This window comes from Mycobacterium sp. 1165196.3 (assembly GCF_001673415.1).
Lineage (GTDB): Bacteria > Actinomycetota > Actinomycetes > Mycobacteriales > Mycobacteriaceae > Mycobacterium > Mycobacterium europaeum_A.
In genome coordinates this window covers 1-15,988 of sequence record NZ_LZLU01000045.1, presented here as the reverse complement: position 1 = coordinate 15,988, position 15,988 = coordinate 1, and the positions used below count along the sequence as shown (strand labels likewise).

Genomic DNA, 15,988 nt, shown 5'->3' with positions numbered 1-15,988 from the left:
ATCACTTTGCCGCGACCACGAATCCGTTGATGATCGTGTTGATGTCGGTTGACTGCGCGGCGGCCTGATCGGCGAAGCCGGTGATGGTCAGCTGCACCAGGTACCGCTGGTGGGCGGGTGGCGATCCGGTCGCGATGACGATGCGGTTCCAGCTGTGCAGCCGCATGCCACCCTCGAGGTCGTAGCTGCCCTGGATCATCGAGGAGGGAAAGCCGTTGTAGGGCTTGCCGGAGGCGTCCAGCTGCTTGAAGTTCGGGAACAGTTGCGCGTCGTCGTTGCCGTGCTTGATCACCTGGGCCGGGTCGAACTCGCCGTTGAGCTTGAACACCACCAGGCGCGCCGTCGGAAATTTGCCGCCTTGGGAGATGATCAGCGTTTGTGGGCTGATGTTCGGGCTGGTGAACGGCGACCAGCCCGGCGGTGTCGGTATCGACACCGTCAGGTCGGGCAGCGAACCCGGTGCCACCGGTTCCCCGGTCACCCCGATGCCCTGCAGATACTGCGACAACGGAACCGGCTTCTCGGCCGGCTTGGTCGTCGTCGCCGTCGACGTCGTCGACAGGATCGATTGGTAGTCAGTCGGTTTCGGTGCACAGCCGCCGGACGAGAAAGCCGCCGCAATCATCGCGGCAGCGGCCATGCGCCGGCCGAGCCGAGTCACAGAATCTCGCGGACCGCGTCGATCGGGCGGGCCAGCCGAGTGCCCTTCGGGGTGACGACGAAGGGGCGTTCGATGAGGATGGGGTGTTCGACCATGGCGTCGAGCAACTGATCGTCGGTGGCGTCGGCGAGGTTGAGCTCGTCGTAGAGGGCTTCCCGCCTGCGCACCGCGGTGCGCACGTCGATGCCGGCGTCGCGGATCATCTTCACCAGCTCGCCACGCGACGGCGGGGTCTTGAGGTATTGGACGACGGTGGGCTCAATGCCGTTGTCGCGCAACAGGTCCAGCGTCTTACGGGAGGTGCTGCATTTGGGGTTGTGGTAGATGACAGAGTCGGCCATCTAGGCGTCTCCGTCGAAAAGCCCTGTGACCGAGCCGTTTTCGAATACGGCGCGGATGGTGCTGGCCAGTAGCGGCGCGATCGACAGCACGGTCAGCTGCGGGAAGCGCTTCTCCTCGCCGATGGGCAGGGTGTTCGTCACGATCACTTCCCGGGCGCCGCAGGCGGCCAGCCGCTCGGCGGCCGGATCGGAGAGCACGCCGTGGGTCGCCGCGATGATCACGTCACCGGCGCCCTCGTCGCGCAGCAACTTGACCGCGCCGGCGATGGTGCCACCGGTGTCGATCATGTCGTCGATCAGCACGCAGGTGCGGCCGGCCACCTCGCCGACGACGCGGTTGGACACTACCTGGTTGGGCACCCGCGGGTCGCGGGTCTTGTGGATGAAGGCCAGCGGGACGCCGCCCAGCGCGTCGGCCCATTTCTCGGCGATGCGCACCCGGCCGGAGTCGGGCGAGACGACCACCATGTTGCCGTCGGGGTAGTTGTCGCGGATGTAGCCGGTCAGCAGATTCTGTCCCCGCATGTGGTCGACGGGTCCGTCGAAGAAGCCCTGGATCTGGTCGGTGTGCAGGTCGACGGTAACGATCCGGTCCGCGCCCGCGGTCTTGAGCAGGTCCGCGACCAGCCGCGCCGAGATCGGCTCGCGACCCCGGTGCTTCTTGTCCTGCCGGGCGTACGGGTAGAACGGCATGACGGCGGTGATCCGCTTGGCGCTGCCCCGCTTGAGGGCGTCGATCATGATCAGCTGTTCCATCAGCCAGTTGTTGACCGGATCCGGCGCCGACTGCAGGACGAACGCGTCGCAGCCGCGCACGGATTCGTGGAACCGCACGAAGATCTCGCCGTTGGCGAACTCGCGCGCCGTCTGAGCGGTGACGTGGACGTCGAGCTCCTTGGCCACCTGCTCCGCCAGCTCCGGATGCGCACGGCCGGAGAAGAGCATCAAATTTTTGCGGTTATCGGTCCAGTCGTGGCTCAACGCACTGCCCTCGCCATATCGGGGTGGGGAATGGAACGCCCCATCGTACGAGGCGAATCGTACGGAAATGTGGCCGGGTTGCCAGCGAACGAATGCACGGTGTCTAGTCGGCTTCTGGCGCGGGGCCCGCTGTGGCGGTTTGACCGGCGGCTTTCTCGGCGGCCTCGGCCGCTTGCGCGGCCGCACTGCCGGGGCGCTTGCGCCGCACCCAACCCTCGATGTTGCGCTGCGGACCGGCGGAGACCGCCAGGGTCCCGGGTGGGACGTCGTTGCGCACCACCGTGCCCGCGCCGGTGTAGGCGCCGTCGCCGACCGTCACCGGCGCCACGAACATGGTGTCCGAGCCGGTGCGCACGTGCGAGCCGATGGTGGTCCGCCGCTTCGATTCGCCGTCGTAGTTGACGAACACGCTGGACGCGCCGATGTTGCTGTGTTCGCCGATGTCGGCGTCCCCGACGTAGGTCAGGTGCGGCACCTTGGACCCGGTGCCGATGGTGGCGTTCTTGGTCTCGACGAACGCCCCGAGCTTGCCGTCGTCGCCCAGCACGGTGCCCGGCCGCAGGTAGGTGAAGGGGCCGACGGTCGCGCCGGCCCCGATGGACGACGACGTGCCGTGGGTGCGCACCACCGAGGCGCCGTCACCGACGCTGACGTCGGTCAGGGTGGTGTCCGGCCCGACGACGCAATGCGCGCCGACCTGGGTGCGGCCCAGCAGCTGCGTGCCCGGGTGGACGACGGTGTCGCGACCGATCGTGACGTCGACGTCGATCCAGGTGGTGGCGGGGTCGACGACGGTGACGCCGGCCATCTGGTGGGCCGCGATGATGCGGCGGTTGAGCTCGGCGCCCAGCTGGGCGAGCTGGACGCGGTTGTTGACGCCGGCCACCAGCGCGCTGTCGTCGACGTGGCGGGCGTGGATGGCCAGGCCGTCGCCGCGCAGGATGGCGATGACGTCGGTCAGGTAGAGCTCCTGCTGGGCGTTGTTGGAGCTCAACCGGTTCAGCGCCGAGCGCAGCGCCGCGGTGTCGAAGGCGTAGACGCCCGCGTTGACCTCGCGTATCTCGCGCTGCGAGGGCGTGGCGTCGGCGTGTTCCACGATCGCCATCACCTCGTTGTCCTGCGTGCGCAAGATGCGGCCGTAGCCGCTCGGGTCGCTCACCGTCGTGGTCAGCACCGTGACCGCGGCCGGCGCGGCGCTGTGGCTGGCGATCAGGTCGGCCAGGGTGTCGGCGTCGAGCAGCGGGGTGTCCCCCGAGGTGACGACGAGCACTCCGGCGTAGTCGGCGGGCAGTGCGGACAGCCCGCACAGGACCGCGTCGCCGGTGCCGCGGGGCCGGTCCTGCAGCGCCACGTCGATGGGACGTCCCAGGGCGTCGGCCCAGTCGGCGACCAGCGGTGCGATGCGCTCGTGGTCGTGGCCCAACACGACGGCCAGGTGCTGGGGGGCCACCTTGGCGATCGCGTGCAGCAGGTGGGCCAGCATGCTGCGCCCACCGATGGTGTGCAGGACTTTCGGGGTGTCCGACCGCATCCGGGTGCCGGGCCCGGCCGCTAGCACCAGGACCGCGGTGTCACCAGGAGACGACATCGACCCTCCTCGTTGGGTTTGTCCGCGCGGGCTGCGCGCGTCAAGCGCCGACACGCCGTCAAGCGTGTCACCTCAGCTGCGGTGAAGGCAAAAACCGAGCCGTAGAACGACTCTTCAGGTCAACCCGTCGAGTGTGGGCCCTGCGTAGGGAAACTGTGGTCGTTTCATGCCTAGGCCCCACGCTCGATGCGGACGAAGCTCCGTCGCCAGGACTCGAACCTGAACTATCTGAACCAAAATCAGAGGTGCTGCCGATTACACCACGACGGATCGCTAACCCACGGCGAGCGGCGGGTTGGGACCGCTCGCGCCAAGATGACTTTAGTCCGACGACGGTGCGGGCCGCTTGCGGGCTGAGACGGAGTCGGACAAATCTAGACCCAGTCCGACGACGGTGCGGGCCGCTTGCGGGCTTTCGACCGATACGCTGATTGACGTGGCCGTGCTGGACCCCCAAACGCAGAAGGACCCGGACAAAGAGGTGCGGGCACCGCGCGCGCGGATGACCGGCACCGAGCGCCGCCAACAGCTGATCGGCATCGCACGCACGCTGTTCGCCGAGCGCGGGTACGAGGGCACCTCGATCGAGGAGATCGCGCTGCGCGCGAACGTGTCCAAGCCGGTCGTCTACGAGCACTTCGGCGGCAAGGAAGGCCTCTACGCCGTCGTCGTCGACCGGGAGATGTCGGCGCTGCTGGACGGCATCACGTCGTCGCTGACCAACAACCGGTCGCGGGTGCGGGTCGAGCGGGTGGCGCTGGCGCTGCTCACCTACGTCGAAGAGCGCACCGACGGGTTCCGGATCATGATCCGCGACTCGCCGGCCGCGATCAGTTCCGGCACCTACTCCAGCCTGCTCAATGACGCCGTCAACCAGGTCAGCTCGATCCTGGCCGGCGACTTCTCCCGCCGCGGCCTGGACCCCGGGCTGGCGCCGTTGTACGCGCAGGCGCTGGTCGGCTCGGTGTCGATGACGGCGCAGTGGTGGCTCGACACCCGCGAGCCGAAGAAGGAAGTGGTGGCCGCGCACCTGGTCAACCTGATGTGGAACGGCCTGACCCACCTGGAAGCCGATCCCCGGCTGCAGGACGAGTAGCCGGCCCGCACGGCTAGCCGCGGTCGCGGGCCAGCAGGTCGGCCACCGTTTCCCGGCGAACCAGTTCGCGGGCCCGGCCGTCCTTGACCGCCACCAGCGCCGGGCGCCCGACCATGTTGTAGTTCGACGCCATGCTGTGGTGATAGGCGCCGGTGCAGGCCACGGCCAGCAGGTCGCCGGGGTGCAGGTCTGCGGGAAGCTCGACGTCGCGGGCGATCTCGTCGCCCGACTCGCAGTGCCGGCCGGCCACCGTGACGCGCTGCTTGAGCCCGAGCGGGTGCCGGTTCGCCAGCGCGACCTCGTAGCGCGCGACGTACAACGACACCCGCGGGTTGTCGCTCATGCCGCCGTCGACGGCGACGAAGGTGCGGCCGTTGTTCTGCGCCTTGATCGAGGACACCCGATACAGCGTGACACCCGCCCGCCCGCTGATGGCCCTGCCCGGCTCCACCACCACCTGCGGGCGGGGGAAATGCTCGGCGGCACAGGCGTCGTCGAGGGCGTTCTCGATGACATCGGCCAGCTGTTCGAGGTTGAGCTCGTGATCGCCGGGGACGTAGGGGACGGCGTGCCCGCCGCCGATGTTCAGCTCGGTGAGGATGACGCCGTGCCGGGCCCGGATATCGGCCATCGCAGGGATCATGCGGCGGATCGCCTCGCCGTACAGGGCGGGGTCGGTGACCTGGGAGCCGATATGGCAGTGCAGGCCGACGAGGTCGAGGATGGGATGCGCCAGCACGCGCTGCACGGCCTCGGCGGCGTGGTCGCCGGCGAGGGTGAAGCCGAACTTCTGGTCGCTGACGCCGGTGGTGACGGCGCGGTGTCCGTGGATGTCGATGTCGGGGGTTACCCGGATGAGCACCGGCTGGCGCCGCCGCGCCAGACCGGCGAGGTAGGCGATCTCCATGCAGGAATCCAGCACGATGCGCCCCACGCCGACGCGCACCGCTTCACGCAACTCCTCGGGCGATTTGGCGTTGCCGTGCAGGACGATGCGGGCCGGGTCGAAACCACCGGCCAGGGCGACGGCCAGCTCGCCGGCCGAGCAGACGTCGATGCCCAGGCCCTCGTCGCGGGCCCAGCGCGCCACGGCGGTACTCAGCAGCGACTTTCCGGCGTAGACCACCTCGACGCCACGCAACGCCCGCCGGTAACGGCGGGCGCGATGCCGGAAGTCGTTTTCGTCGATGACGTAGGTCGGGGTTCCGAACTCGTCGGCGATGTCGGCCAGGGGTACGCCGCCGACGCACAGCCTGCCCTCCTCGTCGGGGTGGGCGGTGACGGGCCAGATCGCGGGATCGAAACGCGGGGGAGCCGCGTGACCGAGGGACGGCAGGATGTCCAGCAATGTCATGAATTCAACGTGCGCCCGCGGGTAGTCCGGTGGTGCTTTTCTTACGATCCCTTGACGGCGGCGAGCTCAATATTGACGTGGTTCGGTGCGTCCGGCCCTGTCGCGCAGGGCCCCTAGAATGGAATTCATCATGACCGCACCGGGGGCTGCTCGCCCAGAAACCCCGATCGCGGGGCTCGTTGAATTGGCGCTCACCGCGCCGACCTTCCAGCAGCTGATCGACAGCGCGGCCGCGTCGCCGGCCGAGTTGAGCCTGGTGGGTCCAGCCAGCGCACGGCTATTCGTCGCCAGCGCGCTGGCGCGGTTGGGCCCTCTGCTGGTAGTCACCGCGACCGGGCGCGAAGCCGACGACTTGACCGCCGAACTGCGCGGCGTCTTCGGCGACGCCGTTGCGGTGTTCCCGTCCTGGGAAACGCTGCCGCACGAGCGGCTTTCGCCCGGCGTCGACACCGTCGGCGCCCGTTTGACCGTGCTGCGCCGACTGGCCCATCCCGATGACGCGCGGCTGGGCCCGCCGCTGCAGGTGGTGGTGACCGCGGTGCGTTCGCTGCTGCAGCCGATGACGCCGCAGCTGGGCCTCGTGGAGCCGGTCACGCTGACCGTCGGCGCCGAAGTCGAATTCGAGGGCGTGATCACCCGGCTCGCCGAGTTGGCCTACACCCGGGTCGACATGGTGGGCCGGCGCGGTGAATTCGCCGTCCGCGGCGGCATTCTCGACGTCTTCCCGCCGACCGCCGAGCACCCGGTGCGCATCGAGTTCTGGGGTGACGAGGTCAGCGAGATGCGGATGTTCTCGGTCGCCGATCAGCGCTCGATCCCCGAGATCGAGGTCGACACCGTGATCGCGGTCGCCTGCCGGGAACTGCTGCTGACCGATGACGTGCGGCGGCGCGCCGCCGAACTGGCCGCGCGGCACCGCACCACCGAGCCCGCCATCACCGGCAGCGTCACCGACATGCTGGCCAAGATCGGCGAGGGCATTTCGGTCGACGGCATGGAGGCGCTGCTGCCGGTGCTTCGGCCCGGCGAGCACGTGCTGCTCACCGACCAATTGGCCCCGCGCACACCGGTCTTGGTGTGCGACCCCGAGAAGGTCCGCACCCGGGCCGCCGATCTGATCAAGACCGGTAGCGAATTCCTCGAAGCATCGTGGTCGGTGGCCGCGTTGGGTACCGACGCCCCCGTCGACGTGGCGCAGTTCGGCGGGTCGGGATTCGCCGAACTCGACGACGTGCGGGCCGCGGCGGGCCGCGCCGGGCATCCGTGGTGGACGCTGAGCCAGCTGTCCGACGAGTCGGCCGTGGAACTGGAGATCCGGGCGGCGCCGTCGGCGCGCGGGCATCAGCACGACATCGACGGCATCTTCGCGATGCTGCGTGCGCACGTTTCCACCGGCGGCTACGCCGTCGTCGTCGCGCCCGGCGCCGGGACCGCGCACCGCGTGGTGGAACGGCTGGCCGAGTGCGACACCCCCGCCGCCATGCTCGAATCGGGCGCCGCCCCCAAGGCCGGCGTGGTCGGTGTGCTCAAGGGCCCGCTGCACGACGGCGTCATCATCCCCGGCGCCACGTTGGTGGTGATCACCGAGTCCGACCTGACCGGCAGCCGGGTGACGGCCGTCGAGGGCAAACGCCTGGCGGCCAAGCGGCGTAACACCGTCGACCCGTTGGCGCTCACGGCCGGTGATCTGGTGGTGCATGATCAGCACGGCATCGGCCGGTTCGTGGAGATGGTCGAGCGCACTGTCGGCGGCGCTCGGCGCGAGTACCTGGTGCTCGAATACGCGTCGAGCAAGCGGGGCGGCGGGTCCGACAAGCTGTATGTGCCGATGGATTCGCTGGACCAGCTGTCCCGGTACGTCGGTGGGCAGGCGCCGGCGCTGAGCAAGCTGGGCGGCAGCGACTGGACCAACACCAAGACCAAGGCGCGGCGCGCGGTGCGCGAGATCGCCGGCGAGCTGGTGTCGCTGTACGCCAAGCGGCAGGCCAGCCCGGGTCACGCGTTCGGGCCGGACACCCCGTGGCAGGCCGAGATGGAAGACGCGTTCGGCTACACCGAGACCGTCGACCAGCTCACCGCGATCACCGAGGTCAAGTCCGACATGGAAAAGCCGGTCCCGATGGACCGGGTGATCTGCGGCGACGTCGGTTACGGCAAGACCGAGATCGCGGTGCGGGCGGCGTTCAAGGCGGTCCAGGACGGCAAGCAGGTCGCGGTGCTGGTGCCCACCACGCTGCTGGCCGACCAGCATCTGCAGACCTTCACCGACCGGATGACCGGGTTCCCGGTCACGGTCAAGGGCCTGTCCCGGTTCACCGACCCGGCGGAGTCCAAGGCCGTCGTCGAGGGCCTGGCCGACGGATCGGTGGACATAGTGATCGGCACGCATCGGCTGTTGCAGACCGGGGTGCGCTGGAAGGACCTGGGCCTGGTGGTGGTCGACGAGGAGCAGCGGTTCGGCGTCGAGCACAAGGAGCACATCAAGAGCCTGCGCACCCACGTCGACGTGCTGACCATGAGCGCCACCCCGATTCCGCGGACGCTGGAGATGAGCCTGGCCGGCATCCGGGAGATGTCGACCATCCTGACGCCGCCCGAGGAGCGGTATCCGGTGCTGACCTATGTGGGTCCGCACGACGACAAGCAGGTCGCGGCGGCCCTGCGGCGCGAATTGCTGCGCGACGGGCAGGTCTTCTACGTGCACAACCGGGTCAGCTCGATCGACCGGGCGGCGGCCCGGATCCGCGAGCTGGTGCCCGAGGCGCGGGTGGTCGTCGCGCACGGGCAGATGCCGGAGGAACGGCTGGAACGCACGGTGCAGGGGTTCTGGAACCGCGAATACGACATCCTGGTGTGCACCACGATCGTGGAGACCGGCCTGGACATCTCCAACGCGAACACCCTGATCGTCGAGCGCGCCGACACCTTCGGCCTGTCCCAGCTGCACCAGCTGCGCGGCCGGGTCGGCCGTAGCCGCGAGCGCGGCTACGCCTACTTCCTGTATCCGCCGCATTCGCCGCTGACCGAGACGGCGTATGACCGCCTTGCCACCATCGCGCAGAACAACGAGCTGGGCGCGGGCATGGCCGTCGCGATGAAGGACCTCGAAATCCGCGGGGCCGGCAACGTGCTGGGCGTCGAGCAGTCCGGGCACGTCGCCGGCGTCGGCTTCGACCTGTACGTCCGGCTGGTCGGCGAGGCGGTGGAGGCCTACCGGGCCGCCGCCGACGGTCAGACCGTCACCACCGCCGAGGAACCCAAGGACGTGCGGATCGACCTGCCGGTCGACGCGCACCTGCCGCCGGACTACATCGCCAGCGACCGGCTGCGGCTGGAGGGCTACCGACGGCTGGCCGCCGCGGCCTCCGACGCCGAGATCGACGCGGTCGTGGAGGAACTCGTCGACCGGTACGGGGCGCTGCCCGAACCGGCCCTGCGGCTGGTCGCGGTGGCGCGGCTGCGGCTGCTGTGCCGCGGCGCCGGCATCACCGAGGTGTCCGCGCCCTCGGCGGCCACGGTGCGGCTGTCGCCGATGACTCTGCCGGATTCGGCGCAGGTGCGGCTCAAGCGGATGTATCCGGCCGCGAACTACCGCGCCACGACGTCCACGGTGTCGGTTCCGATTCCGCGCGCCGGCGGGGTGGGCGCGCCGCGGCTGCGCGATGTCGAGCTGGTGCAGATGGTGGCCAACCTGGTCACGGCACTGCAAGGCAAGCCCCAGACGGACGTTGATATAACGAGCTCAGAACCCGCGAGAAGTGAGGAGCGACGAGCGCGATGACATCCATCGTCGTCTTGTTCGACCCCCGCCGCCCCTCGCTGGTGCCCGTCGAGGCCATCGAGCACCTGACCGGCGAGGTGCAATACACCGAAGAGATGCCCGTCGCGGTGCCCTGGTCGCTGCCGGCGGCGCGCCCGGTGCACTCCGGTGAGGACGCCCCGGTGCTGCTGTCGTCGGATCCGGAACACCCCGCCGTCACCGCCCGGCTGGCGGCCGGCGCGCGGCTGATCTCGGCGCCGGAGACGCCCCGCGGTGAGCGGCTGGTCGACGCGGTGGCGATGATGGACAAACTGCGCACCGCCGGGCCGTGGGAAAGCGAGCAGACCCACGATTCGCTGCGCAGGTTCTTGCTGGAGGAGACCTACGAGCTGCTGGACGCCGTCGGCAGCGGCAACGCCGAGCAGTTGCGCGACGAACTCGGCGACGTGCTGCTGCAGGTGCTCTTTCATGCCCGCATCGCCGAGGATGCGCCGCACTCCGCCTTCACCATCGACGATGTCGCCGCGGCCCTGATGCGCAAACTGGGCAACCGAGTTCCGGGAGTCCTTGCCGGGCAATCGATCTCGCTCGAAGAGCAGTTGGCCCAGTGGGAAGCGCGGAAGGCGGCCGAGAAGCCGCGGAAATCGGTGATGGACGATGTGCACACCGGGCAGCCCGCTTTGGCACTGGCCCAGAAGGTCATCGCCCGCGCCGGCAAAGCGGGCCTTCCCGCCGACCTGATCCCCGGCGAGATCACCTCGGTCTCGGTGTCGGCCGACGTCGATGCCGAAAGTGCGTTGCGGACCGCCGTTCTGGACTTCGTGGAGACGGTCCGCGGAGTCGAGCGGACGATCGCGGCGGCGCGCCGCGGCGCCGGTGTTCCTTCAGCGTTCGACGTGGCCCCGCTCGGTGAGATCTCCGAGCAGGAGTGGCGCGAGCACTGGCCGACCGCGGTACCGGTGGTCGACGATGAGCCCCAGCGGTCGGCGCCGGCTACCGACGGCGAGGCCGACGCGGCCGCCGAGGAGTCCGGCGCCGACGCCGCGGCCGACGACGCCTGACCGGGCCGCCGCCGCCCGTACCGAGGCGCCGTCGCCCACTAATTCGCGCTTTCGTCCGTGAAAGGGAGCGACCGACGGAATGTTTGCCCGATTTGGCCGTCCTGGCTGGGTAACATCGCCGATGAGGGTGCGAATCCCCGTGGTTGGCGTCGGTCTGACAGCGCTGGCCGAAGCGGCCAACGGCTTGCCGAGGGTTAGCTGAAACCGGCGGCGAGTCGGTGTGCCGGGGCCCGAGGCGACCGGGTAGGTCCCGGACGCATGGGACGATGGTGTGGCGGAAGTTGGGGCAGGCGAGTTTAGGGGAGCTCAGGAAAGCATGGTGTCGCCGAGGCGTTGGATGCGCGCGGCCGCCGTGATCGGCGCGACCGCGATCGTTCTGGCCTCCAGCTGTACCTGGCAGCTCAGCCTGTTCATCCCTGACGGCGTGCCGCCACCGGCCGGGGATCCGGTGCCCGCCGTGGACACCCACGCCAGCGGCCGGCCCGCGGATCAGTTGCGGGACTGGGCGGCACAGCGGTCGGCGGCACTCGAGATCCCGGTGATCGCGCTCGAGGCCTACGCCTACGCGGCGCGGGTCGCCGAAGTCGAGAACCCGAAATGCCACATCGCGTGGACCACGCTGGCCGGCATCGGCCAGGTCGAGAGCCACCACGGCACCTACCGCGGCGCGCGGCTGGCCCCGAACGGCGATGTGAGCCCCCCGATTCGGGGTGTCCGGCTCGACGGCAGCGGCGGCACGCTGCGCATCGTCGACACCGAGGAGGCCGTCACCGACGACGACGGTGTGACGCGCGCCATGGGGCCGATGCAGTTCATCCCGGAGACGTGGCGGCTCTATGGTGTCGACGCTCACAACGACGGCCGCGTCAGCCCGGACAACATCGACGACGCGGCCCTCGCCGCGGCCGGTTACCTGTGTTGGCGCGGAAAGGATCTCGCCACGCCGCGCGGCTGGATCACCGCGCTGCGGGCCTACAACAACTCCGGGGTGTACGCCCGGGCGGTCCGCGATTGGGCCACCGCCTACGCGAAAGGTCACCCGTTGTAGCAGGATGTATCGCTGACCGGCGAAGCACGCACCGGCTACGACGCAAGGAGAACTCAGTGCCGATTATCGAGCAGGTCGGGGCCCGCGAGATCCTCGATTCCCGCGGGAACCCGACAGTCGAGGTCGAGATTGCCCTGATCGACGGAACGTTCGCCCGCGCCGCGGTGCCCTCCGGCGCGTCGACGGGCGAACACGAGGCCGTCGAGCTGCGCGACGGCGGCGAGCGGTACGGCGGCAAGGGCGTGCAGAAGGCGGTGCAGGCCGTGCTCGACGAGATCGGTCCGGCGGTGATCGGCCTGAACGCCGACGATCAGCGGTTGGTGGACCAGGCGCTGCTGGATCTGGACGGTACGCCCGACAAGTCGCGGCTGGGCGGCAACGCGATCCTGGGCGTCTCGTTGGCCGTGGCCAAGGCCGCCGCCGATTCCGCCGAGCTGCCGCTGTTCCGCTATCTCGGCGGACCGAACGCGCACATCCTGCCGGTGCCGATGATGAACATCCTCAACGGGGGCGCGCACGCCGACACCGCCGTCGACATCCAGGAGTTCATGGTGGCGCCGATCGGTGCGCCCAGCTTCGCCGAGGCGCTGCGCTGGGGCGCGGAGGTGTATCACGCGCTGAAGTCGGTGCTCAAGAAGGAGGGCCTGAGCACCGGCCTGGGTGACGAGGGCGGTTTCGCCCCCGACGTGGCGGGCACCACCGCGGCCCTGGACCTGATCAGCCGGGCTATCGAGTCGGTCGGGTTCAAACCCGGCGCCGACGTGGCGCTGGCGCTCGACGCGGCGGCCACCGAATTCTTCACCGAGGGGACCGGCTACAAGTTCGAGGGCAGCACCCGCACCGCCGCGCAGATGGCCGACTTCTACGCCGGGCTGCTCGGCTCGTATCCGTTGGTGTCCATCGAAGACCCGCTGTCGGAAGACGATTGGGACGGCTGGGCGACCCTGACCGCGTCGATCGGTGACCGGGTGCAGTTGGTCGGTGACGACATCTTCGTCACCAATCCCGAACGCCTGGAAGAGGGCATCGACAAGGGCGTGGCAAACGCCTTGCTGGTCAAGGTGAATCAGATCGGCACGCTGACCGAGACGCTGGACGCCGTCGCGCTCGCCCACCACAGCGGCTATCGCACGATGATGAGCCACCGCAGCGGCGAAACCGAGGACACCACCATCGCCGACCTGGCCGTGGCCGTGGGCAGTGGGCAGATCAAGACCGGGGCACCGGCCCGCAGCGAGCGCGTCGCCAAGTACAACCAGCTGCTGCGGATCGAGGAGGCGCTCGGTGACGCCGCCCGCTATGCCGGCGACCTGGCCTTCCCACGTTATGCCGTGGAGGCGAAATAGCTTGACGCGCAACGGTTGACATGGCTGACGCGAAACGGCCCGACTCCAAACGGCGCTCCCCGGCCTCGCGCCCGGGGAAGGCCGGGGATACGGGTCGGCGCCGTCGCTCGGCCAAGCCGTCCTCCAAGCCGTCGTCGCGGACGTCGCCCACCGCGAACCAGGCCGGCCGCGCCACGGCGCGAACGCAGCAAGAACATGTCGTCGAGCCCATCGTGCGCCAGGCCGCCGAATCGGTGGAGCAGCGCTCCGAGCAACGGCTGGGTTTCACCGCGCGCCGGGCGGCGGTGCTGGCCGCGGTGATCTGCGTGCTGACGTTGACCATCGCCGGACCGGTGCGCACCTACTTCGCCCAGCGCACCGAGATGAATCAGCTGGCCGCCACCGAGGCGGCGCTACGGCGTCAGGTCGCGGAGTTGGAGCAGCGCAAGGCCAAACTCGGTGACCCGGCCTACATTGCGGCGCAGGCCCGCGAGCGGCTCGGCTTCGTCAAGCCCGGCGACATCCCGTTCCAGGTGCAGCTCCCGCCGACGGCGGGCGAGCCGACGCAGCCCGGATCCCCGTCGGCGAAGCCGACCAACACCGACCCCTGGTATACGTCGCTGTGGCACACCATCGCCGACGCCCCGCACCTGCGGCCGGCCAATCCGCCTGCGCCGCAGGCCCCGCCGCCTCCGGCCGAGCCGGGCGCGCCCGGTCCGGTGCCCGCACCGAATCCCACGGGTCCCGGTGGTTGATCGTGCCGACCTGGAAGCGGTGGCGCGCCAGCTCGGGCGCGAGCCGCGCGGGGTTATCGAAATCGCCTACCGTTGCCCGAATGGTGAGCCCGGGGTGGTGAAGACGGCACCGAAACTGCCCGACGGCACGCCTTTTCCGACGTTGTACTACCTGACCCATCCGGCGCTGACGGCCGCCGCCAGCAGGCTGGAGACGACGGGGTTGATGCGCGAGATGACCGAGCGGCTGGGCCAGGACGCGGAATTGGCGGCCGCCTACCGGCGCGCCCACGAGTCGTATCTGGCCGAACGGGACGCGATCGAATCGCTGGGCACCACCTTCTCCGGCGGCGGAATGCCCGACCGGGTCAAGTGCCTGCACGTGCTGATCGCCCATTCGCTGGCCAAGGGGCCTGGTGTGAACCCGTTCGGCGACGAGGCGCTGGCGATCCTGGCCGGCGAGCCCGCGATGGCCGGCATCCTGGAGGCCGGCCGATGGTGAACGGCAGGCTCGCCGGAATCGACTGCGGCACCAACTCGATTCGACTGCTGATCGCCGACGTCGACGGTGGCCGGCTGCGCGACGTGCACCGGGAGACGCGCATCGTGCGGCTGGGCCAGGGTGTCGACGCGACCGGTGAATTCGCGGCCGATGCGATAGCCCGCACCCGGGCGGCGCTCGCCGACTACGCGTCGTTGCTGAAACAGCATGGGGTACAACGGGTGCGGATGGTGGCCACCTCCGCCGCCCGCGACGTCGCCAACCGCGACGCGTTCTTCGCGATGACCGCCGACGTGCTGGGCGCGGTGCTGCCGGGGGCGGTGGCGGAGGTGATCACCGGCGCCGAGGAGGCCTCGCTGTCGTTTCGGGGCGCCGTCGGCGAGTTGCACGCTGCGGCGGGGCCTTTCGTCGTCGTCGACCTGGGTGGCGGCTCCACCGAGATCGTCACGGGCGGCGATGCGGTGACGGCCAGCTACTCGGCCGACATCGGCTGCGTGCGGCTGACCGAACGCTGCCTGCATTCGGACCCCCCGACGCCCGAGGAAGTCGCGGCGGCGCGCCGGGTGGTGCGCGAGCGGCTCGAGGTGGCCCTCGGTGTGGTGCCCGTCGAGGGGGCGAAGACCTGGGTCGGGCTGGCCGGGACGATGACCACCCTGTCCGCGCTTGCCCACAACCTGACGACGTATGACTCTGCGGCCATTCATCTTTCGCGCGTCGCCGGTGACGATCTGCTGGCGGTGTGCGAACGGCTGATCGCCATGACGCGGGCCGAGCGCGCGGCGCTGCCGCCGATGCATGCGGGGCGCGCCGATGTGATCGCCGGGGGCGCCATCGTGGTCGAGGAGTTGGCCCGCGAGTTGCGCGCCCGGGCGGGCATCGACGAGCTGACCGTCAGCGAGCACGACATCCTGGACGGCATCGTGTTGTCCATCGCCGGGTAGGTCACATCCGCCACACCGGCCTCTACAACAGTGGACATATCTTTTGCCCGCCTCGTAGCGACAACTCGGTCGGTGTCGTACCCGTGTGCGACCGTCCGGGGATGGGCTATTCACTCAAAGGGATCGAGCTGCGCTACGTGCTGGCGATGCAGCTGGCGGTACATGGACCGGCCACCATCACCGAGCTGACCGAAGCGCTTGACTGGCATGGGTTTTACGTTCGGGGCCGCCCATCGAAGGCGATCTCGGATGCGCTGCGCTGGGAGGTCGAACGTGGCCGGGTGCGGCGCCTCGGACGGGGCCGGTATGGGCCCGGGTACATGCCGCGCGGCACCGAACATCGGATCCATCAGCGCGTGTTGGCGTTACGCGAGGCGGCGGCCGAGTTGTCGCGGAAAGGCGGGCAATTAACTGAGCTACCCGCGCGGAGGCCGAGTGGCTGGTGTGATTCAGGGGCCCAGCCGGCCGCGGGACAGGCGCCACGCGCTCACACCTCGAATCGATACCCCATGCCGGACTCGGTCAGCAGGTGCTTGGGATGCGAGGGGTCATCCTCGAGTTTGCGGCGCAGCTGCGCGAGATACACGCGCAGGTAA

The 15,988-nt window shown here is 69.6% G+C and carries 14 protein-coding genes, 1 tRNA gene and 1 pseudogene; 9 read left to right on the top strand and 7 right to left on the bottom strand.

Annotation, left to right across the window (positions count from 1 at the left end):
- Window position 1 precedes the first annotated feature (1 nt).
- The 5 genes from A5659_RS04260 to A5659_RS04240 form a co-directional block, all read right to left on the bottom strand.
- The gene (locus tag A5659_RS04260) at window positions 2–640 is read right to left on the bottom strand and encodes an LpqN/LpqT family lipoprotein (protein WP_066872000.1); all 639 of its coding nucleotides are present in this window, start codon (window positions 638–640) and stop codon (window positions 2–4) included.
- Between the two features lie 17 nt (window positions 641–657).
- Window positions 658–1,002 (bottom strand): arsenate reductase (glutaredoxin), encoded by a 345-nt coding sequence (gene arsC, locus A5659_RS04255; protein ID WP_067179445.1) that lies wholly within the window; start codon window positions 1,000–1,002, stop codon window positions 658–660.
- Window positions 1,003–1,983 carry a ribose-phosphate diphosphokinase gene (locus A5659_RS04250; RefSeq protein ID WP_064878996.1) on the bottom strand — a complete coding sequence of 327 codons (981 nt, stop codon included), beginning with the start codon at window positions 1,981–1,983 and terminating at the stop codon, window positions 1,003–1,005.
- 103 nt (window positions 1,984–2,086) lie between these two features.
- Window positions 2,087–3,571 (bottom strand): bifunctional UDP-N-acetylglucosamine diphosphorylase/glucosamine-1-phosphate N-acetyltransferase GlmU, encoded by a 1,485-nt coding sequence (gene glmU / locus A5659_RS04245; protein ID WP_066871784.1) that lies wholly within the window; start codon window positions 3,569–3,571, stop codon window positions 2,087–2,089.
- A gap of 198 nt (window positions 3,572–3,769) precedes the next feature.
- Window positions 3,770–3,841: transfer RNA gene (locus tag A5659_RS04240), tRNA-Gln, on the bottom strand.
- Between the two features lie 232 nt (window positions 3,842–4,073).
- On the opposite strand from A5659_RS04240, the gene A5659_RS04235 reads away from it, so the two are divergent.
- Entirely contained in the window at window positions 4,074–4,667 is a 594-nt protein-coding gene (locus A5659_RS04235) for a TetR/AcrR family transcriptional regulator (protein ID WP_133259221.1), read from the top strand.
- A 13-nt stretch (window positions 4,668–4,680) separates the two neighbouring features.
- On the opposite strand, the gene lysA is transcribed toward A5659_RS04235, so the two are convergent.
- Window positions 4,681–6,021: a diaminopimelate decarboxylase gene (gene lysA, locus A5659_RS04230; protein WP_066871779.1), complete on the bottom strand. Its 1,341-nt coding sequence runs from the start codon at window positions 6,019–6,021 to the stop codon at window positions 4,681–4,683.
- Window positions 6,022–6,151: 130 nt separating this feature from the next.
- Here lysA and mfd point away from each other — a divergent pair, with 130 nt between their 5' ends.
- The 8 genes and pseudogenes from mfd to A5659_RS26715 form a co-directional block, all read left to right on the top strand.
- Window positions 6,152–9,802: a transcription-repair coupling factor gene (gene mfd / locus A5659_RS04225; protein ID WP_197497913.1), complete on the top strand. Its 3,651-nt coding sequence runs from the start codon at window positions 6,152–6,154 to the stop codon at window positions 9,800–9,802.
- Window positions 9,799–10,842 carry a nucleoside triphosphate pyrophosphohydrolase gene (locus tag A5659_RS04220; RefSeq protein ID WP_067179443.1) on the top strand — a complete coding sequence of 348 codons (1,044 nt, stop codon included), beginning with the start codon at window positions 9,799–9,801 and terminating at the stop codon, window positions 10,840–10,842. Before mfd ends, A5659_RS04220 begins: the two co-directional genes overlap by 4 nt.
- Before the next feature lie 319 nt (window positions 10,843–11,161).
- Complete coding sequence (locus A5659_RS04215) at window positions 11,162–11,890, top strand: lytic transglycosylase domain-containing protein (protein ID WP_156748818.1); 729 nt, start codon at window positions 11,162–11,164, stop codon at window positions 11,888–11,890.
- A 56-nt stretch (window positions 11,891–11,946) separates the two neighbouring features.
- Window positions 11,947–13,236: a phosphopyruvate hydratase gene (eno, locus tag A5659_RS04210; RefSeq protein WP_066871767.1), complete on the top strand. Its 1,290-nt coding sequence runs from the start codon at window positions 11,947–11,949 to the stop codon at window positions 13,234–13,236.
- Window positions 13,237–13,256: 20 nt separating this feature from the next.
- The gene (locus A5659_RS04205; protein WP_067179441.1) at window positions 13,257–13,970 is read left to right on the top strand and encodes a septum formation initiator family protein; all 714 of its coding nucleotides are present in this window, start codon (window positions 13,257–13,259) and stop codon (window positions 13,968–13,970) included.
- Window positions 13,963–14,451: a DUF501 domain-containing protein gene (locus tag A5659_RS04200; RefSeq protein ID WP_066871761.1), complete on the top strand. Its 489-nt coding sequence runs from the start codon at window positions 13,963–13,965 to the stop codon at window positions 14,449–14,451. Before A5659_RS04205 ends, A5659_RS04200 begins: the two co-directional genes overlap by 8 nt.
- Window positions 14,445–15,392: a Ppx/GppA phosphatase family protein gene (locus A5659_RS04195; RefSeq protein WP_067179439.1), complete on the top strand. Its 948-nt coding sequence runs from the start codon at window positions 14,445–14,447 to the stop codon at window positions 15,390–15,392. The genes A5659_RS04200 and A5659_RS04195 overlap by 7 nt, the downstream gene beginning before the upstream one ends.
- A 101-nt stretch (window positions 15,393–15,493) precedes the next feature.
- A pseudogene (locus A5659_RS26715) lies at window positions 15,494–15,772 on the top strand (hypothetical protein); the annotation flags it as partial.
- 107 nt (window positions 15,773–15,879) lie between these two features.
- Here the strand turns inward: A5659_RS26715 and A5659_RS26710 are convergent.
- Window positions 15,880–15,988 (bottom strand): winged helix-turn-helix domain-containing protein (locus tag A5659_RS26710; RefSeq protein WP_197497912.1); only part of this gene is annotated, 109 nt, incomplete at its 5' end.